This is a genomic window from Seohaeicola nanhaiensis (assembly GCF_042654245.1).
Taxonomy (GTDB): Bacteria; Pseudomonadota; Alphaproteobacteria; order Rhodobacterales; family Rhodobacteraceae; genus Seohaeicola_A; species Seohaeicola_A nanhaiensis.
The window spans coordinates 859,016-883,386 of record NZ_JBHSGI010000002.1 but is presented as its reverse complement, the minus strand read 5'-3'; the positions used below and the strand labels follow the sequence as shown (position 1 = coordinate 883,386).

Below are 24,371 nucleotides of genomic sequence, written 5' to 3'. Positions count from 1 at the left end.
GGCAATGGGCCGTGACGGCTATATCAGCATAGCGATCCTGACATCGCTTGTCGGTCTGATGGTGGCCGTCGACTCCAGCGCCGCTGCAGCGACCCGCTGGATCGGCGGGTCGGTCTGTGTCGCGACCATCCTCGTCACGGCCTACCTTCTCGCCATCCCCGAGGCGCTGCGCACCGTGTTCCGGCGCGGGGCTCTGCTTCTGGGCTCGAAGGATATCGCCGGTCTGACGGCCGAACGACGCGAAGACAGTTTGGTCCGCTTTCTCCGCCTGCACGGCCATGTGGCCAGGCAGACGGACAGGGCCATCTCACTGTCTCGGAAACGAAAGGTGCCCGATGCAGGGTGACATATCACGGGCCGCGCTGTGGCACGATGACGTCACAGCAGAATGGGCAGCTCTTCGTCCTGTGCTGGGCGGCGGGGTTCGAGGTTCATTCTGCCGTGGTTCATTGCGCGGCCTCCTGTCTGGTCTGCAGGGCACCGGCCGTCACCCCGCCTTCTCCCGCCGCTCCTCCACCTCGCGGATTCGGTTGGGCATCTTGTCGATGCTCCGGGTGATCTCGCGCACCGTCCAGGGGCGCGGCTTCCTCAGCTCCACCTCGCCGTCCTTGCCGATCAGCACCATCATGAACCCGCGCGGGCGCAGCCGCTGGCGCAGCGGCGCCTTGGCCGCCGGATCGGTGTCGAACAGCACCACCACGTCGCGGTCCGCCAGCCGGTCCTCGCCCTCGGCCAGCAGCTCCATCTGCTGCAGGAACAGCGGATCCTCCGGGCTGTCGGCGAACACCACCACCGGCCGCGCCAGCCACAGGAACTCGGGCAGATCCGTGTCCCCCGCCGGCCGGATCAGCGGCGCCGGCGCGGGGCTCTCGGCATGGGCCGCCACGGCAAGCGCGGCAGCCAGAACAAAACATGCGATGCGGAACATTGGCTCTCCTGTCGCTGGGAATATAATCACCCCGTCGCCATGTGCGACCTCTCATTTGACCCCGCGCCCCGAAACAGTGTCGCAGGCGGCCCGCCCCGCCCGCGCGATGCGGCGCGCCCCTCCCACACCCCCGGCTCCGATGCGGCACGATCCGCGCCCCGGCCGGCCAGACGAAAGGACCCCCCCGATGAGCAAGAAAGACACCTGGCGCAAGGCCGCCGAGGCCGAGATGCGCGGCCGTTCGGCCGATACCCTCACCTGGCACACGCTGGAAGGCATCCCCGTCGCGCCGCTCTATACCGAGGAAGATACAGCCGGCCTGCCGCATCTCGGCAGCCTCCCGGGCGAAGCGCCCTTCACCCGCGGCGTCAAGGCGACCATGTATGCCGGCCGCCCCTGGACCATCCGGCAGTATGCCGGCTTCTCGACCGCCGAGGAAAGCAACGCCTTCTACCGCCGCAACCTCGCCGCCGGCCAGCAGGGCGTCTCGGTCGCCTTCGACCTCGCCACCCACCGCGGCTATGACAGCGATCACCCCCGCGTCACCGGCGACGTGGGCAAGGCGGGCGTCGCCATCGACTCGGTCGAGGACATGAAGATCCTGTTCGACGGCATCCCGCTCGACAAGGTCTCGGTCTCGATGACGATGAACGGCGCGGTGATCCCGATCCTGGCGAATTTTATCGTCACCGGCGAGGAACAGGGCCATTCCCGCAAGGTGCTCTCGGGCACCATCCAGAACGACATCCTCAAGGAGTTCATGGTCCGCAACACCTATGTCTATCCGCCCGAACCCTCGATGCGGATCGTCGCGGACATCATCGAATACACCGCCAACGAGATGCCGAAGTTCAACTCGATCTCGATCTCGGGCTATCACATGCAGGAAGCCGGGGCGAACCTGGTGCAGGAACTCGCCTATACCCTCGCCGACGGCCGCGAATATGTCCGCACCGCCATCGCGCGCGGCATGGACGTGGACGCCTTCGCCGGGCGGCTGTCGTTCTTCTTCGCCATCGGCATGAACTTCTTCATGGAGGCCGCCAAGCTGCGCGCCGCCCGTCTGCTCTGGCACCGCATCATGTCGGAATTCAATCCGAAGGATCCGAAGTCGGCCATGCTGCGCACCCACTGCCAGACCTCGGGCGTCAGCCTCCAGGAACAGGACCCCTACAACAACGTCATCCGCACCGCCTACGAGGCGATGAGCGCGGTTCTGGGCGGCACCCAGTCGCTGCACACCAACGCGCTCGACGAGGCCATCGCACTGCCCACCGACTTCAGTGCCCGGATCGCCCGCAACACCCAGCTGATCCTGCAGGAAGAAACCGGCGTCACCCATGTGGTCGACCCGCTCGCCGGCTCCTACTACGTCGAAAAGCTGACCCACGATCTGGCCGAGGCCGCGTGGAAGCTGATCGAAGAGGTCGAGGAAATGGGCGGCATGACCAAGGCCGTTGCCTCGGGGATGCCCAAGCTGCGCATCGAGGAAACCGCCGCCACCCGGCAGGCGCTGATCGACCGGGGCGAGGAAGTGGTCGTCGGCGTCAACAAATACCGCAAGGACAAGGAAGACCCGATCGACATCCTGTCCATCGACAACGATGCCGTGCGCGCCTCGCAGATCGCCCGGCTGGAACGCGTGCGCGCCAGCCGCGACGCCGCCGCCTGCCAGGCGGCGCTGGACGAGGTCAGCCGGGTCGCCGCCGAGGGCGGCAACCTGCTCGCCGCGGCGGTCGAGGCCGCCCGCGCGCGGGCTACAGTGGGAGAGATCAGCATGGCGATGGAAAAGGTATTCGGACGGCACCGCGCCGAGGTGAAGACCCTCGCCGGCGTCTATGGCGCCGCCTACGAGGGCGACGAGGGCTTTGCCGCGATCCAGAAATCGGTCGAGCAATTCGCCGAGGACGAAGGCCGCCGCCCGCGGATGCTGGTGGTCAAGATGGGCCAGGACGGCCACGACCGCGGCGCCAAGGTGATCGCCACCGCCTTCGCCGACATCGGCTTCGATGTCGACGTCGGCCCGCTGTTCCAGACCCCGGAAGAGGCCGCGCAGGACGCCATCGACAACGACGTGCACGTCGTCGGCATTTCCTCGCAGGCCGCCGGCCACAAGACGCTTGCCCCCCAGCTGGTGCAGGCGTTGAAGGATCAGGGCGCGGGCGATATCATCGTGATCTGCGGCGGGGTTATCCCGCAGCAGGATTACGACTATCTCTACGAGCGCGGCGTGAAGGCGATTTTCGGGCCGGGGACCAATATCCCCAAGGCGGCCGAAGACATCCTGGGCCTGATCCGCGCCGCCCGGGGGTAAGGCGGGGCTGAATGGACAAACGCGGCACGATCCTGATCGGCATGGCAGCCGGCGCCCTCTGGGCGCTGGCCGTGGTCTGGGGCGCCCAGCGCGCCGGGCTCGCTTTCATGACGCCGCTGGTCGGCGTGCCGCTGGCCATGGCGCCCGTCGGTCTGGTCATGACGCTGATGATCGGCCGTCTGGCCCAGCGCCGCTTCTTCGACGACAGGGTGATCGACGGCGACGCCTTCCCCCCCGGCTCCCCAGGCTGGGTCGACCAGCGGGTGCTCTCCAACACCGCCGAACAGGCGCTGTTGGCGCTGCTGATCTGGCCCTTCGTCGCGCTCACCATGGGCGGGCAGGTGGCCGTGGTGCTCGGCCTCGCCTTCGCGCTGGCCCGGCTGCTGTTCTGGATCGGCTACCACCTCTCGCCCCCCCTCCGCGCCCTCGGCTTCGCCGCGACCTTCTACACCACGGTGCTCGCCGGCCTCTGGTCGCTCGCCGTCTGGCTCTAGCCCTAATCCCGAGGCGGCCCCTGCGGGGCCATTCCCCCTGTCTCGTCTCCGGCCTTCGGCCTCCGCCTCGGGCGCCGGGCCTGCGGCCCGTCGCAATGCCTCCGGCGGAGGTATTTGGAAACCAGAGAAGGCCCCCCTATCCCACCGCCACCCTTGGCCGGCCGCTCGCCTCCACCGTCACCGTCGCCTCGATGAAGACCTCGCGCGCCTCGGTCCGCGCGGTCTTCACATCGCGGCTGACGGCGATCTGGATGCCCTCGGCCCCCGCCGCCGTGGCCTCGGCCATGGCCTCGGCGCTCAGCTCCGCCTCGAGCAGCGCCAGCGCCGCCTCGGCGCTGTTCAGATCCTGCGGCCCCGCCGCCAGGTAGACGCGGAACCGCCCCTCGGTGGGCGAGGTCACGGTGCCGCTGCGCCGCATCGTTACCCGCCCGACCACCGCGCCGATGGCATTGGCCACCCCGGCATGTTCGGGCAGCACCATCGGACAGCGCAGCCGCGCCCCCACCGCCGGATAATAGCTCGCTGCCGAGGCGCCGAGGCCAATCACCTGCACGTTCAGCCCCGCATCCAGCGCCAGAATCCCGCGGTGTCCGGCCAGCCCCTGCCGGATCAGCTCGTGCCGGGCCAGCTGGTCGGGCGCGGTCTCGAAGGCCGGGGTTTCCTCGGCGAAGGCGGTTTCAAGCAGCGTCTCCACCGTCTGTTCGGTCAGCCGGTCGATCACCATCCGCGCCATCGTCGCCGCATCCGGGGCCAGCCGGTCACCCGACCCGGTGCGCCGCCGCGCCAGCTGGGCCATCGCCTTCCCCGCCGCATCCGCATCCCAGTCGGCCAGGCCGCCCAGTACATGGCTCGCGTCCGAGGGCGTCGGCCCGGCCAGCTGCACGATCCCCCGGTCGACCAGCCGCCCCAGCGCGCCCATGTCCATCCGGTTCTTCAGCACCGCCGCCACCGGATGCACCCCGGTCCCGATCCGCTCCAGCAGGGCCAGTTCGCGCGGGCCCAGCCCGTCCATCGCCACACCGGGGACGGCGCGCACGAACCGCGTGTCATGCTCGCCCACTGTTGCCGCGCGCAGCTGGTCGTCCAGCGCGCGATGCACCACCTCCGGCGCCTCCAGCGCGATCAGCGAGACCGGCACCATCCGGCGCGGGCCCAGGCGGATGCCGCCGGTCAGCCCCTCGGCATTGACATGGATCTGGCTGTCGCCGCCCAGCCCGGTGGTGCGCATCGCCACCGCCTCGACCATGGTGCGCAGGCCCCCGACCTGCGCACCGGCCGGGTCGATCGCCGGCCGCCCGTCCTTCAGCATCGCCACATCGGTGGTGGTGCCGCCGATGTCGCTGACCATCGCAGTCTCGGCCCCGGTCAGCCAGCGCGCGCCGACAAGGCTCGCCGCAGGTCCGCTCAGGATCGTTTCGATCGGCCGCAGCCGCGCCTGCTCGGTCGACATCATCGCGCCGTCGCCGCGCACCACCATCATCGGGGCGGTGATACCGATCTCGACCAGCACATCCTGCGCCCGCCCGATCAGCCGGTCGATCATCCCCACCAGCCGCGCGTTCAGCACCGCCGTCAGCGCCCGCTTGGGCCCGTTCAGACGCGCCGACAGCTGGTGCGAGCAGGTCACCGGCACCGAAACCCGCTCCCGGATCCGCTCTGCCACCGCCAGCTCATGCGCGGGGTTGCGTGTCGCGAAAAGCGCGGCGACCGCAAAGGCCGAGACCTTGCCCGCCTGAGCGTCGAGAAAGGCGTCGAGTCCCGCCAGATCCAGCGGTGCCGCCTCGCCGCCGGCATGGGTATGCCCGCCCGCCAGCACCACGCTCGGGTCGCCGCGCAGCACCTCAGCCAGGCCATGAGTCTCCAGATCCGCCGCCGAGAAGCCGACATAGACCAGCGCCACGCGCCCGCCCTGACCCTCGACCAGCGCATTGGTGGCCAGCGTGGTAGACAGCGAGGCCAGGGCGATCTCGCCCGGCGCGATCCCCGACTGCGCCAGCACCGCGCGCACCGCGCCGCCCACGCCGATGGCCAGGTCGTGCCGCGTGGTCAGCGCCTTGGCCGAGGCGATCACCTCCGCCTCGTCGCGCAACAGCACGGCATCCGTATAGGTGCCGCCGGTATCCACGCCCAACAGGATCGCCATTCAGACCTCCGCCAACCGCCCCGCCGCCCAGCGCGCCGCCTCCGCGACCGTGGGGTCGGCGTCCCCGGCCAACCCCTGCGCCACCGCGCGCAGCGCGGCATCGCCCGAATTGCCGATGGCGTAAAGCACATTCCGCACGAAGCGGTCGCGCCCGATCCGCTTGATCGGCGAGCCCGAGAACTGCGCGCGAAAGGCGGCATCGTCCAGCGCCGCCAGCGCGGCCAGCTCCGGCGCCACCAGCCCGGGCCGCGCGGCATAGCCGATCTCGCGTGCGGCCACGGCAAACTTGTTCCAGGGACAGACGGCCAGGCAATCGTCGCAGCCGTAGATGCGGTTGCCCATCCCTTCGCGCAGGTCCATGTCCACCGGACCTTTATGCTCGATCGTCAGGTAGGAAATGCAGCGCCGCGCATCCAGCCGGTAGGGCGCGGGAAAGGCCCCGGTCGGACAGACATCCAGACAGGCCCGGCAGGATCCGCAGTGATCCACCTCCGCCGCATCCGCCGGCAGCTCCAGCGTGGTGAAGATGGACCCCAGAAAGGCCCAGCTGCCCCAGTCGCGGCTGACCAGATTGGTATGCTTGCCCTGCCAGCCCAGCCCCGCCGCCTGTCCCAGCGCCTTTTCCGGCACCGGAGCCGTGTCGACGAAGACCTTGACCTCCGGCGCAGCCAGGGACGCCGAAAGCGTCCCCCGCCCGCGGCCCCCCTCCGCCTCCGCGATCAGCCAACGGGCCAGCCGCTTCAGCCGCTTCTTCACCAGATCGTGGTAATCCCGGTTCTGCGCATAGACCGAGATCGCGCCCCGGTCGCGCCGCTCCAGCACCGCCAGCGGATCGTGCTCCGGCGCATAGCTCTCGGCCAGCATGATGACCGATTGCGCCTCCGGCCACAGCGCCGCCGGATCGCCGCGCCAGTGGCTGCGCTCGGCCAGCCAGCCCATCTGCCCGTGATAGCCCGCCTCCAGAAAGGTCGCCAGCCGCCCGGCCACCTCGGGTACATCCCAGGGCCGACAGATCCGGCAGGCGACAAAGCCTTCCTCGAAGGCCCGCGCGACAAGCCTGTCCTTCAGGGCCTGCACGTCTGGCTTCTCTGGTTTTCAAATACCCTTCGGGGGGACTCGCCGCAGGCGAGGGGGGGCAGACAGCCCCCCTGCACCGGCGGGGTTTCAGAAATCGAGGTCGGCATAATGCGGCGGCGGCCGGAACCCCGGGATCTGATCCGCCAGGATCGAACGGAAGGCGGGCCGCGACTTGATCTTGGCGTACCAGTCCTTGACCACCTGGGACCTGTTCCAGTCCACGTCCGAGATATAGTCGAGCGAGCTCAGATGCGCCGCCGCGGCGAAATCGGCGAGCGTCATGTTGTCCCCGGCCAGCCAGCGGCGGTGATCCAGCAGCCAGGTCATGTAATCGAGGTGATACTTGATCGCCTTGGCGCCGTCCTTGACGTTGCGGCTGTCGGGATAGCCCGCCTTCATCACCTTCTTGTTGACCCGCTCGTACAGCAGCTTGGCCGTCACCTCATGGTGAAACTTGTCGTCGAACCAGCCGATCAGCCGGCGCACCTCATAGCGGCCCTCGGGGTCGCGCGGCATCAGCGGCGGCTCGGGGCGCGTCTCCTCCAGGTATTCGCAGATCGCCGCGCTCTCGGCCATCAGCTTGCCGTCCAGCTTGATCACCGGCACCTTGGCCGCCGGATTGCGCCGCAGGAAATCGGGGTCGGCCTCCCAATAGCGCTCTTCCACCAGTTCCACCTCGATCTTCTTCTCGGCCAGGCTCAGGCGAACCTTGCGGCAGAACGGAGAGAGGGGAACGTGAAACAGGCGGGCCATAGGTCTCATCATGTCAGGGCAGGGGTCTACCACCAATGCCAAGCGCGGGCGCAATTATCAATCCTCGAAACACGCCGCCCGCCCGTCTGCGCGGATGGTGGCCGCGCCGTCGCGGATCGCCGCGGCCCGTTTGCGCACGGCAGCCGAGGGTTTCGCCGCCGACCGGGTGCGGGGCGAGGGCAGCACGGCGGCGATCAGCGCCGCCTCCTGATCGCTCAGCTTGTCGGCCGTCTTGCCAAAGAAGGTCTCCGCCGCCGCGCCGACGCCAAAGACGCCTTCGCCCATCTCGGCGACGTTGAGATAGACCTCGATGATCCGCCGCTTGCTCCAGATCGTCTCGACCATCGGCGTCATGACGGTTTCCAGCGCCTTGCGGATCCAGCTGCGGTCCTGCCACAGATAGACGTTCTTCACCACCTGCTGGCTCAGGGTCGAGGCGCCGCGCGTGCCGCCGTCCTCGATGGCGGCGCGGATCGCGTCCACGTCGAACCCCCAGTGGTTGCAGAAATTCGCATCCTCCGCCGCCACGACCGATCGCGCCACCGCAGGCGCGATCTTCTCAAGCGGCACCCACTGGCGGTCGATCCCGCCCAGCCGGCGGCCCTCGGACCAGATCGTATGCGTGGTCGGCGGGTTGACCAGGCTGAACAGCACCACCAGCAGCAGCAACAGCGCCACCCCCGCCAGCCCGGCGCGGATGAACAGCCGCACCAGCCGCCGCCCCGGCGACAGTTCCCTTGCCCTCACGGTCTTGGCCGACCGCTTGCCCGTGGTTTTCGTGCTCTTCGCCATGCGCGCATCCTACCGCCGCCGCCCGCGGGCGACAGCGGAAAAATGCGGCGCCGCCCGGCTTATCCCGCCATGTCGCGGCGGCTCGGCAACAGCACGGTCAGGATCCCCAGCGCCGGCAGGAAGGCGCACAGCCCGAAGACAAAGGCGATCCCCGTCACGTCGGCCACCGCGCCCAGCACCGCCGCGCCGATCCCGGCGATCCCGAAGGCCAGGCCGAAGAACAGCCCCGCCACCATCCCGACCCGGCCCGGCAGCAGCTCCTGCCCGAACACCACGATGGCCGGAAAGGCCGAGGCCAGCACGACGCCGATGATCACGCTCAGCACACCCGACCAGAACAGGTTGGCATAGGGCAGCATCAGCGTGAAGGGCAGCACCCCCAGGATCGACACCCAGATCACCGTGCGCCGCCCGATCCGGTCGCCCACCGGCCCGCCGATCACCGTGCCAAAGGCGACGGCGGCCAGGAACAGGAACAGCATCTGCTGCGACTCATCGGTGCTCAGGCCGAAGCGGTCGATCAGGAAGAAGGTGTAATAGCTGCTCATCGAGGCCATGTAGATGTTCTTCGAGAAGATCAGCACCACCAGCACCGCCAGCGCGATGGTCAGCTTGCGGCGGGGCAGGGCGGGGCCGGGCTTGACCGGGCGGCGTTTCGCGGCGGCCTGCGCCTGGGTGTGCCAGCGGCTCACCGCCGTCAAAATCAGGATCCCCGCCAGCGCCACCAGCGCGAACCAGGCCACGCTGCCCCGCCCGTAGGGCACCACGATGAAGGCCGCCAGCAGCGGTCCCGCGGCCGATCCGAAGTTGCCGCCGACCTGAAACACCGACTGCGCCAGCCCGAACTTGCCGCCCGAGGCGGCGCGCGCCACCCGGCTGGCCTCGGGGTGGAAGATCGACGAGCCGATCCCGATCATCGCCGCCCCCAGGATCAGCACCGGATAGCTCGGCGCCCAGGCCAGCAGCACCAGCCCGGCCATGGTCGAGGTCATGCCGACCGGCAGTGAATAAGGCATCGGCCGCTTGTCTGTGACGATCCCGACCAGCGGCTGCAACAGCGAGGCGGTGACCTGAAAGCAGAAGGTCAGCATCCCGATCTGCCAGAAATCCAGCGTGAACTCGGTCTTCAGCATCGGATAGATCGCCGCCAGCAGCGACTGCATCACATCGTTCAGCAGGTGGCACAGGCTGATGGACAGCAGGATGGCATAGGTGGTGGTATCCGCCCGGTGAGAGGGCAGCGTCGCGTCGGTCATTGCAGTCTCCTTCGGCCCTCAGATAGCCGGGTTGCGACGCGCGATCTTTCGTGGTTTGGTCAATTATCTTCGCGATCGGGCCAAAACATGCGCGGCATGGTTCAGACCACCATCTCCGACAACATGCGCGCCATCGCGGCGGCGCAGGGGCCGGTCTTTGCCGCCGGTACCGACTATCCCGCCGGCGTCGCGATCCCGGCGCACCGCCACGACCGCCACCAGCTGCTGCATGCGCTTTCGGGCGTGCTGACGGTCGCGACCGAGGCGGGCCGCTGGATCGTGCCGCCCGAACACGCGCTCTGGCTGCCCGCCGGCTGCGTGCATTCGGTCGACATGCTCAGCGCGGTGCGGATGCGCTCCGTCTATGTCCGCCCGGACGAGGCCGCCACCTGGGACACGCCCCGCGTGCTGGGCATGACCCCGCTGGTGCGCGCGCTGGTGGTCGAGGCGGTGGCGATGATGGGCCACCCCTCCGAAGGCCCGCGCGACCATCTGATCGCCGAGCTGCTGCTGGCCGAAATCCCGCGCCTGCCCGAACAGCCGCTGGCCCTGCCGCTGCCCGCCGACCCGCGCCTGCTGCGGCTTTGCCGCGCCTTCATCGCCGCGCCCGACGCCCGCGCCAACCTCGATGACTGGGCCGACCGCGCCGGGATGAGCCGGCGCAGCCTCACCCGCCACTTCCGCCAGGATACGGGGCTCACCCTGGAACAATGGCGCCAGCAGGCGTGCGTCTTCGCCGCGCTGCCCCGCCTGATCGACGGCGACCGTGTGACCAGCGTGGCGCTCGACCTCGGCTACGACAGCCCCGCCGCGTTCACCACCATGTTCCGCCGCATGCTGGGCCAGACCCCGCGCGCCTACGCCCGGCGGTGAGGGGGGCAGGGGCGCTGCCCCCTCATGGCCTCCCGGCCAATTCACCGGTGTTTTTGCGAAGAGAAGAAGCAGCCCCCGCGCCGCCGATGACAGCGGCGCGGGGGCGTCCCGTAATCCTACTCCGCCTGGATCGCCGTGCCCTCGACGCTCAGCGGGACGGGCAGGTGGATCAGCATCTCCTTCGGGCACACCTGCAGGAAGTTCTGCCGCTCGATCTCCCAGTGCTGCAGGATGTCGGCCGCGCGGCGGCTGCCGGTCTCCTTCAGATGCCGCTCGACCAGATCCTTCAGCTGGTTCTCCCAATGCTCGACCGTCACCGGGCCGACCACCAGCGTCTCCATGTTCATCAGCGTCTGCGCCACGCCGTCGGGATCGTAGAGATAGGCCATGCCCCCGGTCATCCCGGCGCCGAAGTTGGCGCCGATCTCGCCCAGGATCACCGCAACCCCGCCGGTCATGTATTCACACCCGTTCGAGCCACAGCCCTCGATCACCACCTTCGCGCCCGAGTTCCGGACCGCGAACCGCTCCCCGGCACGGCCGGCGGCGAAGAGGTAACCGTCGGTCGCCCCATAAAGCACGGTGTTCCCGATGATCGTGTTCTCGGCCGCCTCCAGCGGGCTCGACATCGGCGGGCGCACCACGATGATGCCCCCCGACAGCCCCTTGCCGACATAGTCGTTGGCGTCGCCGCTGACCTCCAGTTTCAACCCCGGCGCCGCGAAGGCCCCCAGCGACTGCCCGGCCGAGCCCTGCAGCTTCACCGTCAGGTGATCCGACTGGAAGGCGTTCCTCATCCCGAAGTTCTGCACGATCAGGCTTGAGGTCCGCGTGCCCACGGTCCGGTGCGTGTTCTGCACCGCGTAGGACAGCTGCATCTTCTCGCCGTCCTTCAGGAACCGCGCCGCGTCGCGCACGATCTCGGCGTCCAGCGTGTCGGGCACCGGGTTGCGCGGCTTGTCGCGGTCATAGACGATTTCAGACGCGCCGCTGACCGTGATCAGCAGCGGGTTGAGGTCGAGATCGTCCAGATGCGCCGACCCGCGGCTGACCTGTGCCAGCAGATCCGCCCGCCCGATGATGTCGTCGATCGACCGCGCGCCGATGGCCGCCAGCAGCTCGCGCACCTCCTGCGCGTAGAAGGTGATCAGGTTCACCACCTTGTCCGCGTTGCCGGTGAACTTCTGCCGCAGGGCAGGGTCCTGCGTGCAGACGCCCACGGGGCAGGTGTTGCTCTGGCACTGGCGCACCATGATGCATCCCATGGCGATCAGCGCGGCGGTGCCGATGCCGAACTCTTCCGCGCCCATCATCGCCGCCATGACGATGTCGCGCCCGGTGCGCAGCCCGCCATCGGTGCGCAGCGTCACCCGCTCGCGCAGCTTGTTCATCGCCAGCACCTGATGCGCCTCGGTCAGGCCCATCTCCCAGGGCAGGCCGGCGTATTTGATCGACGTGGCCGGGGATGCCCCGGTGCCGCCATTGTGGCCCGAGATCAGGATGATGTCCGCCTTGGCCTTGGCCACGCCCGCGGCAATCGTGCCGACGCCCGAAGACGCCACCAGCTTCACCGTCACCTTGGCGCGCGGGTTGATCTGCTTGAGGTCATAGATCAGCTGCGCGAGGTCCTCGATGGAATAGATGTCATGGTGCGGCGGGGGCGAGATCAGCGTCACCCCCTTGGTCGAATGCCTTAAGCGAGCGATCAGGTCGGTGACCTTCATCCCCGGCAGCTGACCGCCCTCGCCGGGCTTGGCGCCCTGGGCCACCTTGATTTCCAGTTCCTCGCACTGGTTCAGATACTCCGCCGTGACGCCAAAGCGCCCCGAGGCCACCTGCTTGATCTTGGCCGACGGGTTGTCGCCATTCGGCTCCGGCGTGAAATGCGCCGGATCCTCGCCACCCTCGCCACTGTCGGACTTCGCCCCGATCCGGTTCATCGCCACGTTCAGCGTCTTGTGCGCCTCGGGGCTCAGCGCCCCCAGCGACATGCCCGGCGTCACGAACCGCTTGCGGATCGAGGTGATGCTTTCCACCTCTTCGATCGGCACGGCCGGCCCCAGCGGCTTGATGTCCAGCAGGTCGCGCAGGTGGATCGGCGGGTTGCTCTGCATCTTGGCCGAATACTGCTTCCACATCTGGAAGCTGCCCTTGTTGCAGGCCATCTGCAGCATGTGCATCGAGGTCGCTTCCCAGGCGTGCGACTCCCCGGTCGCCCGCGCCTTGTAGAAGCCGCCGATGGGCAGCACGTCCAGCCCCGAGGTCCAGCCGCGCGCGTGCACCTGCTCGGCCTTGTGCTGGATACCGCTCACGCCGATGCCCGAGATCCGGCTGGTCATGCCGGGGAAATACTCGGCGCACATGGCGCGGCTCAGCCCCACCGCCTCGAAGTTCAGCCCGCCGCGATAGGAGGACACCACCGAGATGCCCATCTTCGCCATGATCTTCAGCAGACCCTGGTCGATGGCGTTGCGATAGCGCGCCATCGCCTCGGTCAGCGAACCGTCCAGCAGCCCGCGCTCGATCCGGTCGGCGATGGAATCCTCGGCCAGATAGGGGTTCACCACCGTCGCGCCGCAGGCGATCAGCACCGCGAAGTAATGCGCGTCGATGCATTCCGCCGTCCGCACCGAGAGCGAGCAGAACGTGCGCAGCCCGTTGCGCGTCAGATGGCTGTGCACCGCACTTGTCGCCAGGATCATCGGCATCGACACCTTGCCCGGCCCCGAATGCTGGTCGGTCAGCACGATGTGCCCCGCGCCCGAGCGCACCGCATCCTCGGCCTCGGACCGGATCCGCGCCAGCCCCTTCTGCAACGACCGTTCGCCCGGCGCGAAGGTGCAGTCGATCTCGGTGAACGGCGCGTTGAACTGCCCGATCAGCGCCTCGAACTGCGCGTTGCCGACAAAGGGGCTTTCCAGCACGACGATTTCGGTCTGCGAGGAATCCTCGTCCAGCACGTTCTTCAGGTTTCCGAACCGCGTCTTCAGGCTCATCACCCGGTATTCCCGCAAGCTGTCGATCGGCGGGTTCGTCACCTGGCTGAAGTTCTGGCGGAAGAAATGCGACAACGGGCGATACTGCTTGGACAGCACCGCGGAAGGCGTGTCATCGCCCATCGAGGCGAGCGCCTCCTTGCCGTCCTCGGCCATCGGCGCCAGGATCTGCTCCAGCTCCTCCACCGAATAACCCGCCGCGATCTGCCGCTGCCGCAGCTCCTTGCCCGAGAAGATCGGCTTTTCGGTCACCCCGGCCAGAACCTCGTCGGCATCGTTGATCTTGCCGACCCATTCGCCAAAAGGCTGGTTCGCCGCCAGCCGGTCCTTGATCGCGGTGTCGTGGAACAGCCGGCCCTTCTTCATGTCCACGGCAATCATCTGCCCCGGACCCAGCGCGCCCTTCTCGACCACATTGGTCTCGTTCACCGGCACCATGCCGGCCTCGCTGCCCGCAATCAGCAGCCCATCGCCGGTGACGACATAGCGCATCGGGCGCAGCCCGTTACGGTCCAGCCCCGCGCAGACCCAGCGCCCGTCTGTCATCGCCAAGGCGGCAGGCCCGTCCCAGGGCTCCATCACCGAGTTGCAGTAGGAATACATGTCGCGCCAGGCCTGCGGCAGCTCCACCGCCTGCTTGGACCAGCTCTCCGGCACCAGCATCGTCTTCGCCATCGGCGCGGACCGCCCCGCCCGCACCAGCACCTCGAACACCGCGTCCAGCGCCGCCGAATCCGACGACCCGCCCGGAATGATCGGCTTGATGTCCTCGGCCATGTCCCCGAACGTGCCCGAGGCCATGCGGATCTCGTGCGACTTCATCCAGTTGATGTTGCCCTTCAGCGTGTTGATCTCGCCGTTATGCGCCAGCATCCGGAACGGCTGCGCCAGCCACCACTGCGGGAAGGTGTTCGTGGAATAGCGCTGGTGATAGATCGCAAAGGCGCTCTCGAACCGCTCATCCATCAGGTCCGGGTAGAACACCGCCACCTGCTCGGCCAGCATCATCCCCTTGTAGATGATCGACCGGCAGGACAGCGAGGCGAGATAGAGCCCTGCGATGCCCTCGGCAATCGCCGCCTTCTCGATCCGGCGGCGGATCACATAAAGCTCGCGCTCGAAGGTCTCCTCGTCCACGCCCTTGGAGTTCGAGATCAGGATCTGCTCGATCTCGGGACGCGTCGCATTGGCCTTCTCGCCGAGGCAGGTCACATCCACCGGCACATGGCGCCAGCCATAGATGTAATAGCCCATCCGCAGGACTTCCGTCTCCACGATGGTCCGGCACATCTCCTGCGCGGCAAAGTTCGTCCGCGGCAGGAACACCTGACCGACCGCGATCAGCTGGTCCATCTTCGGCTCGTGGCCGGTGCGCCGGATCTGGTCATAGAAGAACGGCACCGGGATCTGCACGTGGATGCCCGCCCCGTCGCCCGTCTTGCCGTCCGCATCCACCGCGCCCCGGTGCCAGACCGCCCGCAGCGCCTTGATGCCGGCCACCACCACGTCCCGGCTCGCCTTGCCGTCGACCGAGACCACCAGCCCCACGCCGCAGGACGAATGCTCGTCCTCCTCGCGATACAGCCCGTTCTCGGCCATCCACTTGCGCTTGGCTTCTTCCTCACGCACCCAGGCTTCATCGTATTTGGTCATCTTGAGATCCTCTCTATGCGCTAGGTGTCGGAACGGGCGCGGTTGCGCCAAAGGTCGGGGTGTTCAGGACCGCGACCTGACCTGAGGTGATCGCTCTGACGATCCGCAGGAAAAGCAGAGTCGATATGATAGTGATGGGAAAAAATGCCATGTCGATGAACGTCAAAATCTTGAAGTCCACCAGAGTTTCGGCAAGCCTTTCCTGACGTATGGAAACATTCGACAGAATGTTCGACACGATCCAGGTGACCCACCACCACGCCAGAACGGAAGGACCGGGGCGGTTCATGTCCCCCGAGGGATCGAACGTGGTGTTCCAGGTCTGGCGTATGGACTGGTAGGGCTTCCACAGGTTGGCAACCGGTATGAAAAACCAACCCACGGCCCAGCCGGGCTTGATCCGCTTTTCGGTCGGCGCGATCCCGCCCGCGTTGTGCGCTGCACGATAGATCCACATGCAAGAAACGACGATGCAGATCACCGAAATCGCAACAGCGATGAGATAGGCCAGTTTCTGGATGTTACCGATTGCCACGAACGCAGCCTCGGCTTCCGATTGGTCCAGCCGCCCATTCTCGAACCCGTTGAGACTGGAATACAGCCAGACGGTAACAAGCAGCAGCGCCACGTCGAGCAGGATCGACGCCCACAGCAAGCCCACCACCCAGCGCCCGGTGATGCGCAGGTCGTAGGTTTTCCGCGGAGCGCTCATGGCGTCTCTCCCTCGGGAACGAATGGGTTGCTTGTCTCATAGTCCTGCGCGCTGACCCGTTTCAGGTCGCCCGCGTAATTCCAGCCATCCGGCGCGCGGTCGGCATAGACCACATGGGTCAGCCGCGCCCCGCCGGCATTGGGGAACAGCCCCGGCATCAGTTCGTACTGCTTGCCGTCGTCGCGGATCCACAGGTTTGACCCGCAGGTATCGCACCAGGCCCGTTCGGCGAAAGAGGACGACCGGTAGGTCTTCACCGGCCCAGTCACCACAACCGAGCCGACCTCGGCATCCACCCCGATCATCGCCGACCCGCTCCAGCGCACGCATTTGTCGCAGAAACACGCGCCCATCTCGTCCGACAGCACCGCCTCGACTGTGACAGCCCCGCAGAGACAGCGGCCATGCTGAACCTTGCTCATGCCAACGCCTCACCGACCAGGCCGAAATGACCCAGAGCGTCACACCAGCCGCGCGGCGCCCGACCGCGGGTGGGCGCGCCACCGGCTGAGGTCAGCACTTTTATGGCGCCAACGACCTCTGACGCCCGTACGCGCGGCAACCTCGCAAAAGCGCCCGCCCGGGGGGCGGTCGGGCGCCGCGCGGCGGCGGCTTCGCCGCCTCGTTCCGCGCGAAGGGCGCGCCGTGCTGCCTGCACCCACCTCACAACCCGTCCTCCGGTATCCCGAACTCGGCCAGGATCTCGCTCCGGCTCAGCCGCTTGTGATCGCCACCAATCTCCCAGCCGGGCATCTTGTGGTCGATGTAGATCTCGCTCACCAGCGTCATGCCGCTGGCATCGTCGAACAGCCCCACCGGGATCTCGTAGTTGTCCGACATCGGCCCCTCGGCGGTGACGTGGTAATACAGCCCCGATCCGCAGCGCTGGCACCAGGCGCGTTCCGCCCAGTCCGAGGAATGCAGCACCTTGATATGCGCCTCGCCGGTCCAGCGGATCCCCGCCGCCGGCACCGTGACCGCCACCAGCGCCGAACCGGTCCAGCGCCGGCACATCTCGCAATGGCATGCGCCATAGGTGTCGGGCACGTCCTCGGCGGTGAAGCTCACCGCGCCGCACATGCATTGCCCGGTCCGCGTGGTCATGCAAAGGCCTCCCCGCTCGTCAGCCGGGGATGATCCCCCGCCAGCGCATAGGTGTCGGGCTTGCTCTCGATGCAGATCTCGCGCTCCAGCACCATGCCGCTCTTGTCGTCCAGCGTGCCCAGGCCCAGCGAATAGCCCGCGCCCTCGCCCAGCCCGCGATACCACAGGTTCGCCCCGCAGGTGCCGCAGAACGACCGCTCCGCCCAGTCGGACGAGCGATAGGTCCGCACCGCCTCCAGGCCGGTGACGTCGATATCTTCCGCAGCGACATTGAACGACAGGTTAACGCCGCCGCTGATCCGCTGGCAGATGGTGCAGTGGCAGGCGCCGAACTGTTCGGGCGCCGCGCGCAGCCTATAGCGCACGGCCCCGCACAGGCAGCCGCCCGCGCGCCCGCTCACGCCGTCACCCAAAGGTCAGCACCGCTGACCTGCCCTCGACACCCCCGGACCGGCGCTGCACTGCGGCGGTGCACAGGCGCTGCACGGGTTGTGCACGGGATGTGCCTACTCCGCAGCAAGAACCGCATCGCCCGCCATCTCCCGCAGGATCGCCGCCGCGCAATCGCGGCCGTCCCGGATCGCCCAGACCACCAGAGAGGCCCCGCGCACGATATCGCCCACCGCATAGACGCCCGGCAGGTCGGTCTTGCCGCTGGTGAATTCGGCCCGCACGGTGCCCCAGCGCGTGACCGTCAGCGCGGGTTCGTCCCACAGCGCCGGCAGATCCTCGGGCTCGAACCCCAGCGCCTTGATCACCAGATCGGCTTCCTCGACATAGTCGGCCCCCTCGATCACCTCGGGCGCCTGCCGGCCGGTCGCGTCGGGCTTGCCCAGCCGCATCTTCTGCACCATCACGCCGCTGACCTTGCCGCCCTTGTCGGTAAAGCCCTTCGGCGCGCTCAGCCATTCAAAGACCACGCCCTCTTCCTCGGCGTTCTGCACCTCGCGCTGGCTGCCCGGCATGTTCGCCCGGTCGCGCCGATACAGGCACTTGACGCTGGTCGCACCCTGCCGGATCGCCGTGCGCACGCAGTCCATCGCCGTGTCGCCGCCGCCGATCACCACCACGCGCTTGCCCTCGGCATTCAGCCGGCCCGAATCGAAGTCCTCCACCGCGTCGCCAAAGCTCTTGCGGTTCGACGCGGTCAGATAGTCGATCGCCCGCTCGATCCCCTGCGCCCCGCTGCCAGGCCCGCCCAGATCGCGTGACTTGTAGACTCCGGTGGCGATGATCACCGCATCATGGGCTGCCCGGATCTCGGCAAACGAGATGTTCACGCCCACATCGCAATTGGTCCGGAAGGTCACGCCGCCCGCTTCCAGCTGCTGGTTGCGGCGCATCACGATGTCCTTCTCCAGCTTGAAGCCCGGAATGCCATAGGTCATCAGCCCGCCCGCGCGGTCATAGCGGTCATAGACCGTGACCTGCACGCCCGCCCGCCGCAGCATGTCCGCCGCGGCCAGGCCGCCCGGCCCGGCGCCGATGATGCCGACGCTCTCGCTCCGCTCGACCGCGGGCGCGGCGGGCTTGACCCAGCCTTTCTCCCAGGCGGTATCGGTGATGTATTTCTCGACCGAGCCGATGGTCACGGTGCCATGCCCCGACTGCTCGATTACGCAGTTGCCTTCGCACAGCCGGTCCTGCGGGCAGATGCGGCCGCAGATCTCGGGGAAGGTATTGGTCGCCTGGCTGACCTCATAGGCCTCCTGCAGCCGGCCCTGCGCGGTCAGCCGCAACCAGTCGGGAATGTTGTTCTGCAACGGGCAATGGCTCTGGCAATAGGGCACGCCGCACTGGCTGCACCGGCTGGCCTGCTCCTCCGCCTTCGCGGCGGCATATTCGGCATAGATCTCGTGGAAGTCGTGGGCGCGGTCCTCGGCCGGACGCTTAACCGGCATTTCACGACCCAATGCCACAAACTTCAGCATCCGTTCCTTTGCCATCTGGCCATCCCTTTCCCGGTACCGCACGGTGCGCCTTGATAAAATGCTGCGCGAGAGATTAAAAGTCAGCAATACTGACCTAAATACGGAAATATCTCTCCGTCGGGCGGAGAAAAGCTCCTCCGCGACTGAAATTATGTCAGCTTAGTTTACCTAACCGTGCGTCAGGCGACCGAAAGCGCGACCAGTGCGACGCTTCCGACGATGATTCGCCACCATCCGAAGACCGCAAACCCGTTGCGGCTAACATAGCCCAACAGCCAGCGTACGACGAGAACCGCTGCCACGAAGGCCGCAATGAATCCGACAATGATCTCGTTTACGGCACCCGCATCCAGCATGTGCCGCGATTTGTACAGGTCATAGGCAAAGGCGCCCGCCATGGTCGGCATCGACAGGAAGAACGAAAACTCCGCCGCCGCCCGCCGGCTCGCCCCCAGCGACAGGGCACCCACGATGGTCGCCCCGCTGCGCGACACGCCCGGGATCATCGCCAGGCACTGGATCACCCCGATGGCAAAGGCTATGCCCAGCGGCAGGCGCATCGCGTCGTCATGGCGCGGGGCAGGGGCGATGCGGTCGATCACCAGCAGCACCAGCCCGCCCAGGATCAGCATCACCGCGATCAGCTTTGGCGTCTCGAAGAGCACCGTCTTGATGAAGTCATGCGCCAGCACCCCGACCACCACCGCCGGCAGGAAGGCTACCAGCACCGACAGGATGAACCGCCGCGCCGCCGGATCGTGCGGCGCCGCGGTGAAGACCCCGACCAGCTTGGCGGAATAGACCGTCAGGATCGCCAGCACGGCCCCCAGCTGGATCACCACCTCGAATGTCTTCCCCGCGCTCTCGAAGCCCAGGAAATGCCCGGCCAGCAACAGGTGCCCGGTCGACGACACGGGAATGAACTCGGTCAGGCCCTCGATCAGGCCAAGGACCAGCGACACAAGCAGGGTATGTTCGGTCACGCTTCAGTCGGCCTTGCGCAGGTTGCGGGCCGAATCCTTGATCGCGTCGTATTGCCCCGAGGGCCGGAACCGCCACAGGTAATCCGGCAGCACCGACTCCAGCGACGTGGGCTGGATACCCAGCGCTTCAAGCCCCGGCGCCTGACCGGTCGCGACATTGTCGCGCCCCAGCGATTTCAGCTGATCCCGCGTCACCACCGGATTGGACACCAGGCCCAGAGTCACCGCCTGCAGCATGTCGAAACAGAAGGCGAGGATCGACGCGACGAACCCCGGCACCGGCACCAGCACCCGGCGGCGGTGAATCACCTGCAGCATCCGCTCCATCATCTGCCGGAAGGTCAGAACCTCCGGCCCGCCCAGTTCATAGATGCCCGGCGCCGCCGCGCCCTCGGCGCCCATGACGGCGGCCTGGGCCACGTCATCGACATAGACCGGCTGGAATTTCGTCTGGCTCGCCACCACCGGCAGGAACGGTCCCATCCGGGTCATGCCCGCGAAGCGGTTGAAGAATTCGTCCTCCGGCCCGAAGATGATCGACGGGCGCAGGATCACCGCACCCGGGAAATGGGCCAGCACCGCAGCTTCGCCCGCGGCCTTGGTGCGTCCGTATTCGCTCTCGGCCTCCGGGTCGGCGCCGATGGCCGACAGATGCACCAGATGCGCCACACCGGCCGCCCGGGCCAGCCGCGCGACCCGGCCCGCGCCCTCGTCCTGCACGGCGTCGAATGTATTGGCCCCGGATTCGCTCAGGATGCCGACGCAGTTCACCACCGCATCCGCGCCGGCCATCGCGGCGGCCACCGAGGCATCGTCCCGGATGTTGCACAGCACCGGCTCCACCTGCCCGACAACGCCATAGGGGCGCACGAACATCGCCTCGTTCGGACGGCGCACCGCGACGCGCACGCGCCAGCCCGCCTTGGCCATGCGGCGCGCCACATAGCGCCCGACAAAGCCTGAGCCGCCGTAAATGGTGACAAGTTTCGACATCTTAAGCCTCCGGACCGGTCCCAGACCCTCATTAGCCCCGCCCGCGCGCGACGACAAGGCGGCAGAGCGCCGCTGCGCCCCGCGGGGCCGAAACACCGCCCCGATGCCGCCCGGCGAAGCAATTGAAATCTTTCTTCACTCCCCCCGTTGACAGCCCCGCGCACCGGCGATACATGCCCCTCCACGCAAGCCTGTGCCCAGGTGGCGGAATTGGTAGACGCGCTGGTTTCAGGTACCAGTGGCCGAAAGGTCGTGGAGGTTCGAGTCCTCTCCTGGGCACCAAATAATAGCAGTTTGGCTATATTTATCAAGCGGTTGACGGAAAAGCTCGGCGGCTTATCCACCCTTATATCCCCCTAAGTTTCCCTGCTGGCCGTTTCTGAAAGCAGGAATAGCGATTAGAGATACTCGCCAAATTTGAACAGGAATGCCGCCCAAGAGGCTTGGTCTAATGCGTCGTGCTTTCGGACCAGCCGGTCGAATGTCCGCCAGTGCATGCCTTTGGGCTTTAGGCCATGGCCGTTCGCTGTTCCCGGTGTCCAGTCCAGTTTAGCACGTATCCTCTCAGCCATACGCCCAGCGCGGTCGTGATAGCCTTCGCGTTGTGATGGATAGGCCAGCCGGTGACACTGGCGACAGGCAAAGATGGTGCCGCCGTATAGTTTTGCCACCCGACGCCCGCAGCCGTGCGCTGGGCAAAGGAACCATTGGCGCACTCCGCCGATGTGGCAGTCCGTTATTGTCAGTGCGATGGGGTAATCCTCATGCACCCATTCCTCGCCGTAGCTTCGATGGCGATAATTCAACACTACGCGCCCGCTCTCTGCTCTAGCGTTGATCGTGGCGACCGTCTCGCCGTCGATCTGCCAGCTCCAACGGAATGCCGAACCCGGCTTCAATAGCCCCTCCCGCGACCAGCGCCGCACGTCGAGCGCTCTGAAATCATCCGTAGTACTCTTGGCCCCAACATGCCAGCGCCGCCCGCTACCCAAACCGCCCATCACCGCCTCCGATTTTGCCGAAATCATTTGGAAGGTTTACGCCTTTATCGTTGGATGCGGGGAATCCATCTAGATTTTTGTTCTCTTTTTGTTCAAACATGCGAGTCATGCCCTGGCCCTCTACCATCCCTCATGACCTGGCCCTTGCTCTAGCTGAGCTTGATAAGTGGCGCGCAACCGCGACAGATTCAGACCGTTGGACGGTGTTTAAGGAATGGCTGGAGCGGCACGGTGTGGAGGCACCTGATGCCTTGCCGGTCAGGCCGGAGGCGCGGCATCCGGGCTGGTAGGTTTCGCCAACAGGCCGTGGATAGAAATGCGTTGCGGTAGACAACGGCGGCCGCGTAACCTTCTACATTGATTGGCACCTAGCTACCATCGTTTGGAAGCGGGCAAGTCACGGGGGGCATCCATGGCGGTACGAGGTATTCATCCCAGCTTAATACGGGCAGCTATTGCCACGATTATGCAGGTCGCGCTGGTCAGTCATGTGTTTGCGGAACCCATCACGGGAAACGACGTGCATGGAGCTTGCAACAACCAAGAGGCCAGCGTGGCGCAAGGGTTTTGCATCGGGTATGTTCTGGGCGCGGTTGAGGGAATGAAATGGGGCGCTCTGATTTCCATTGCCTCCATGAGCAGGAAGGAGCGGGCTTTGGATGAAATGGACCTCATGTCCAGCGCCGCCTTGGGATTTTGCATCCCTCAAGAGGTGCAAAACGGGCAAATCTTGGACGTAGTCAAATTACACTTGGACGCCGTTCCTGCGCAAAGGCATGAGTCGGCGCGCACTCTGATAATGGAGGCGCTTTCGGAAGCGTTCCCTTGTCCCTGATCGATCAGTATTCTGTCACCAAACTCCTGCGACTTGATGTTGGCTCATTGTTGCAACCCCATGGTAGGTCATCATCCTCTGGCAGAATGTATATGTGTCCTGTTCATTGTGCCGGGGTAGGGCCGAAAACAGCCCTTCACGTCACAATTTTCAGGACGGCTTTGCCGCCCGACGTCCTGCTTCCTTCGGCTCCGTCCTGTTTTCTGTGACGGCCATGCACTGAATTTGTGCGGGGGTTCTGCGCTGCGCTGTTGGCTTAAATGCTTCCGAAACGTTCGGCGAGGTGCTATTCCTTTGTCATGGGCAATCGACGTGATTGGGCGAAGACTCAGCGTGAAGCGCGGCTTCAAAGATGGGGCGGCGAAGCATGGGATGGTCGGCCCATTGGCTATTCGGACGCACCCAAAGGTGTTGGGCAGGCGGCGGTAAATGGCCCCAGTAAAGTTATGCGTCGAAATAATCGTTCCAGATCTGCATTCCTCGGAAAAGTTCGGATGGCCTTGGCAGGTGCAAGGGAAATGCCGCTCACTACTGCGCTTTCTGCCAGTCTGGTGAGAGAAATTGAGCTGGCCGGGGGCATATCAGCATGGGCGCTCTCCCAGCCTCGAACTAAAGAGATAGTGAACAGAATCCGAAAGCGCATGAACAGACAAAAATCAAAATGAGCCATCGCCACAGCTACGTCCCGGTCCAGCGCATAAAGTCTCTCCGCGCCGATCTGCCGTCCTGTGTCGCTTCCTCGCCCAGCGCCCAGACGGACGCCTGCCCGATACCGCTGGGACCAAGGTGCGGCCCCCGTGTCATGTAGATGAACCCGCGCCGTTCCAATTCCCTGAACCACGGTCCGACCGTATTGCGGTGGACGTTCAACGCGGCGGCGGCGTCGCGGTGGCTCAAAAATATGTCGCCGTTGTTGCGCCCGTTGAAGCGCCGTTTCAGTTCGATGTAGAGCGCCCTGGGGCCGGGGGGCAGGGTTGCCCATGCTTGCGAGGCTTGCAGCCATTCGGGAAGCTGGACGTGACGCCCAGCCCCCTTCTTGGCGCGCTTGTATGGCTTGCCACGGCTCATTCAAATACCTCTAGCTTGCGCAAATCGGCAACCGAGCGGGCAAGGTGCCGGGAAAGCCCGTAGCGGTGCCGCAGGCGACGCTCCAGACGCTCTCTGGGCGTGGGGGTGTGCTTTTCCATCAGGCCACCTCCTTCCCGCTCGCGCGCGTCACATGACTGCGCAGCACGTAACGCGCATGCGTGCCGGGGAAAGGGCCGCCGTGCTTTTCGTGGATGGTCTCGATTGCGATACCCATCTCGCGCAGCTTATGGATGTATCCGCTCCAGCGGGGGCCGGGGCTTTCGATGGGAGTGCATCCCTTGATGCCCATCGCAATGAGGCATTCAAGTGCCCATCGGTCGCGACCTTTGACCGTAACAAGTTGCGCGGGTCCGTTCGCATTGTGGATATGAAAGGGGGCAGCGCCCCAATTATTCGAACGCGTCATGCGTCACTCCTGTGTTGAGTTCAGGGGGCGCTGGGCGT

23 protein-coding genes and 1 tRNA gene are annotated in these 24,371 nt (G+C 66.4%); 6 read left to right on the top strand and 18 right to left on the bottom strand.

Annotation, left to right across the window (positions count from 1 at the left end; all coding sequences use genetic code 11):
* The first annotated feature begins 4 nt into the window (after positions 1 to 4).
* A complete protein-coding gene (locus ACFO5X_RS04460; protein ID WP_380716030.1) occupies positions 5 to 346 on the top strand; it encodes a hypothetical protein in 342 nt (113 codons plus the stop codon).
* A gap of 141 nt (positions 347 to 487) precedes the next feature.
* Here ACFO5X_RS04460 and ACFO5X_RS04455 read toward each other — a convergent pair whose 3' ends face one another.
* Positions 488 to 928 carry a DUF4174 domain-containing protein gene (locus tag ACFO5X_RS04455; protein ID WP_380716029.1) on the bottom strand — a complete coding sequence of 147 codons (441 nt, stop codon included), beginning with the start codon at positions 926 to 928 and terminating at the stop codon, positions 488 to 490.
* 187 nt (positions 929 to 1,115) lie between these two features.
* Between ACFO5X_RS04455 and scpA the strand changes: the two genes are divergently transcribed.
* Both scpA and ACFO5X_RS04445 read left to right on the top strand, forming a co-directional pair.
* Positions 1,116 to 3,242 carry a methylmalonyl-CoA mutase gene (scpA, locus tag ACFO5X_RS04450; RefSeq protein ID WP_380716028.1) on the top strand — a complete coding sequence of 709 codons (2,127 nt, stop codon included), beginning with the start codon at positions 1,116 to 1,118 and terminating at the stop codon, positions 3,240 to 3,242.
* 11 nt (positions 3,243 to 3,253) lie between these two features.
* The gene (locus ACFO5X_RS04445) at positions 3,254 to 3,736 is read left to right on the top strand and encodes an MAPEG family protein (RefSeq protein WP_380716027.1); all 483 of its coding nucleotides are present in this window, start codon (positions 3,254 to 3,256) and stop codon (positions 3,734 to 3,736) included.
* A gap of 136 nt (positions 3,737 to 3,872) precedes the next feature.
* Here the strand turns inward: ACFO5X_RS04445 and ACFO5X_RS04440 are convergent, their stop codons facing one another.
* From ACFO5X_RS04440 to ACFO5X_RS04420, 5 genes are all read right to left on the bottom strand, one after another.
* On the bottom strand, positions 3,873 to 5,879 hold the full coding sequence (locus ACFO5X_RS04440; protein ID WP_380716026.1) for a hydantoinase/oxoprolinase N-terminal domain-containing protein: 2,007 nt from the start codon (positions 5,877 to 5,879) through the stop codon (positions 3,873 to 3,875).
* Entirely contained in the window at positions 5,880 to 6,956 is a 1,077-nt protein-coding gene (queG, locus tag ACFO5X_RS04435; protein ID WP_380716025.1) for a tRNA epoxyqueuosine(34) reductase QueG, read from the bottom strand.
* An 87-nt stretch (positions 6,957 to 7,043) separates the two neighbouring features.
* Complete coding sequence (fzlA, locus tag ACFO5X_RS04430; protein WP_380716024.1) at positions 7,044 to 7,709, bottom strand: FtsZ-binding protein FzlA; 666 nt, start codon at positions 7,707 to 7,709, stop codon at positions 7,044 to 7,046.
* Between the two features lie 57 nt (positions 7,710 to 7,766).
* Positions 7,767 to 8,501, bottom strand: a complete 735-nt coding sequence (mtgA, locus tag ACFO5X_RS04425) for a monofunctional biosynthetic peptidoglycan transglycosylase (RefSeq protein ID WP_380716023.1) — start codon at positions 8,499 to 8,501, stop codon at positions 7,767 to 7,769.
* A 59-nt stretch (positions 8,502 to 8,560) separates the two neighbouring features.
* Complete coding sequence (locus tag ACFO5X_RS04420; RefSeq protein ID WP_380716022.1) at positions 8,561 to 9,757, bottom strand: MFS transporter; 1,197 nt, start codon at positions 9,755 to 9,757, stop codon at positions 8,561 to 8,563.
* 96 nt (positions 9,758 to 9,853) lie between these two features.
* Here ACFO5X_RS04420 and ACFO5X_RS04415 point away from each other — a divergent pair, with 96 nt between their 5' ends.
* On the top strand, positions 9,854 to 10,630 hold the full coding sequence (locus ACFO5X_RS04415) for an AraC family transcriptional regulator (RefSeq protein ID WP_380716021.1): 777 nt from the start codon (positions 9,854 to 9,856) through the stop codon (positions 10,628 to 10,630).
* Positions 10,631 to 10,746: 116 nt separating this feature from the next.
* Here the strand turns inward: ACFO5X_RS04415 and gltB are convergent, their stop codons facing one another.
* From gltB to ACFO5X_RS04375, 8 genes are all read right to left on the bottom strand, one after another.
* Complete coding sequence (gene gltB, locus ACFO5X_RS04410; protein ID WP_380716020.1) at positions 10,747 to 15,279, bottom strand: glutamate synthase large subunit; 4,533 nt, start codon at positions 15,277 to 15,279, stop codon at positions 10,747 to 10,749.
* A gap of 13 nt (positions 15,280 to 15,292) precedes the next feature.
* The gene (locus tag ACFO5X_RS04405) at positions 15,293 to 15,991 is read right to left on the bottom strand and encodes a DUF4328 domain-containing protein (protein WP_380716019.1); all 699 of its coding nucleotides are present in this window, start codon (positions 15,989 to 15,991) and stop codon (positions 15,293 to 15,295) included.
* Entirely contained in the window at positions 15,988 to 16,413 is a 426-nt protein-coding gene (locus ACFO5X_RS04400; protein ID WP_380716018.1) for a GFA family protein, read from the bottom strand. The genes ACFO5X_RS04405 and ACFO5X_RS04400 overlap by 4 nt, the downstream gene beginning before the upstream one ends.
* Before the next feature lie 241 nt (positions 16,414 to 16,654).
* Complete coding sequence (locus ACFO5X_RS04395) at positions 16,655 to 17,095, bottom strand: GFA family protein (protein WP_380716017.1); 441 nt, start codon at positions 17,093 to 17,095, stop codon at positions 16,655 to 16,657.
* Positions 17,092 to 17,496, bottom strand: coding sequence for a GFA family protein (locus ACFO5X_RS04390; RefSeq protein WP_380716016.1), 405 nt, complete (start codon positions 17,494 to 17,496; stop codon positions 17,092 to 17,094). Before ACFO5X_RS04390 ends, ACFO5X_RS04395 begins: the two co-directional genes overlap by 4 nt.
* A gap of 105 nt (positions 17,497 to 17,601) precedes the next feature.
* Complete coding sequence (locus ACFO5X_RS04385; RefSeq protein WP_380716015.1) at positions 17,602 to 19,041, bottom strand: NAD(P)-dependent oxidoreductase; 1,440 nt, start codon at positions 19,039 to 19,041, stop codon at positions 17,602 to 17,604.
* A 164-nt stretch (positions 19,042 to 19,205) separates the two neighbouring features.
* Positions 19,206 to 20,009: an undecaprenyl-diphosphate phosphatase gene (locus ACFO5X_RS04380; RefSeq protein WP_380716014.1), complete on the bottom strand. Its 804-nt coding sequence runs from the start codon at positions 20,007 to 20,009 to the stop codon at positions 19,206 to 19,208.
* A 3-nt stretch (positions 20,010 to 20,012) separates the two neighbouring features.
* Positions 20,013 to 21,002 carry a complex I NDUFA9 subunit family protein gene (locus ACFO5X_RS04375; protein WP_380716013.1) on the bottom strand — a complete coding sequence of 330 codons (990 nt, stop codon included), beginning with the start codon at positions 21,000 to 21,002 and terminating at the stop codon, positions 20,013 to 20,015.
* Positions 21,003 to 21,197: 195 nt separating this feature from the next.
* Here ACFO5X_RS04375 and ACFO5X_RS04370 point away from each other — a divergent pair.
* Positions 21,198 to 21,284 (top strand) — tRNA-Leu (locus tag ACFO5X_RS04370).
* A 116-nt stretch (positions 21,285 to 21,400) separates the two neighbouring features.
* Here ACFO5X_RS04370 and ACFO5X_RS04365 read toward each other — a convergent pair.
* On the bottom strand, positions 21,401 to 22,003 hold the full coding sequence (locus tag ACFO5X_RS04365; protein ID WP_380716012.1) for a hypothetical protein: 603 nt from the start codon (positions 22,001 to 22,003) through the stop codon (positions 21,401 to 21,403).
* A gap of 412 nt (positions 22,004 to 22,415) precedes the next feature.
* Here ACFO5X_RS04365 and ACFO5X_RS04360 point away from each other — a divergent pair, with 412 nt between their 5' ends.
* Complete coding sequence (locus tag ACFO5X_RS04360) at positions 22,416 to 22,838, top strand: Rap1a/Tai family immunity protein (protein WP_380716011.1); 423 nt, start codon at positions 22,416 to 22,418, stop codon at positions 22,836 to 22,838.
* A gap of 678 nt (positions 22,839 to 23,516) precedes the next feature.
* On the opposite strand, the gene ACFO5X_RS04355 is transcribed toward ACFO5X_RS04360, so the two are convergent.
* From ACFO5X_RS04355 to ACFO5X_RS04345, 3 genes are read right to left on the bottom strand one after another with little or no spacing between them, the layout of a single operon-like run.
* The gene (locus ACFO5X_RS04355; protein WP_380716010.1) at positions 23,517 to 23,906 is read right to left on the bottom strand and encodes a hypothetical protein; all 390 of its coding nucleotides are present in this window, start codon (positions 23,904 to 23,906) and stop codon (positions 23,517 to 23,519) included.
* A complete protein-coding gene (locus ACFO5X_RS04350; protein WP_380716009.1) occupies positions 23,903 to 24,025 on the bottom strand; it encodes a hypothetical protein in 123 nt (40 codons plus the stop codon). The genes ACFO5X_RS04355 and ACFO5X_RS04350 overlap by 4 nt, the downstream gene beginning before the upstream one ends.
* A complete protein-coding gene (locus ACFO5X_RS04345; RefSeq protein WP_380716008.1) occupies positions 24,025 to 24,333 on the bottom strand; it encodes a winged helix domain-containing protein in 309 nt (102 codons plus the stop codon). The genes ACFO5X_RS04350 and ACFO5X_RS04345 overlap by 1 nt, the downstream gene beginning before the upstream one ends.
* Between the last annotated feature and the right edge of the window lie 38 nt (positions 24,334 to 24,371).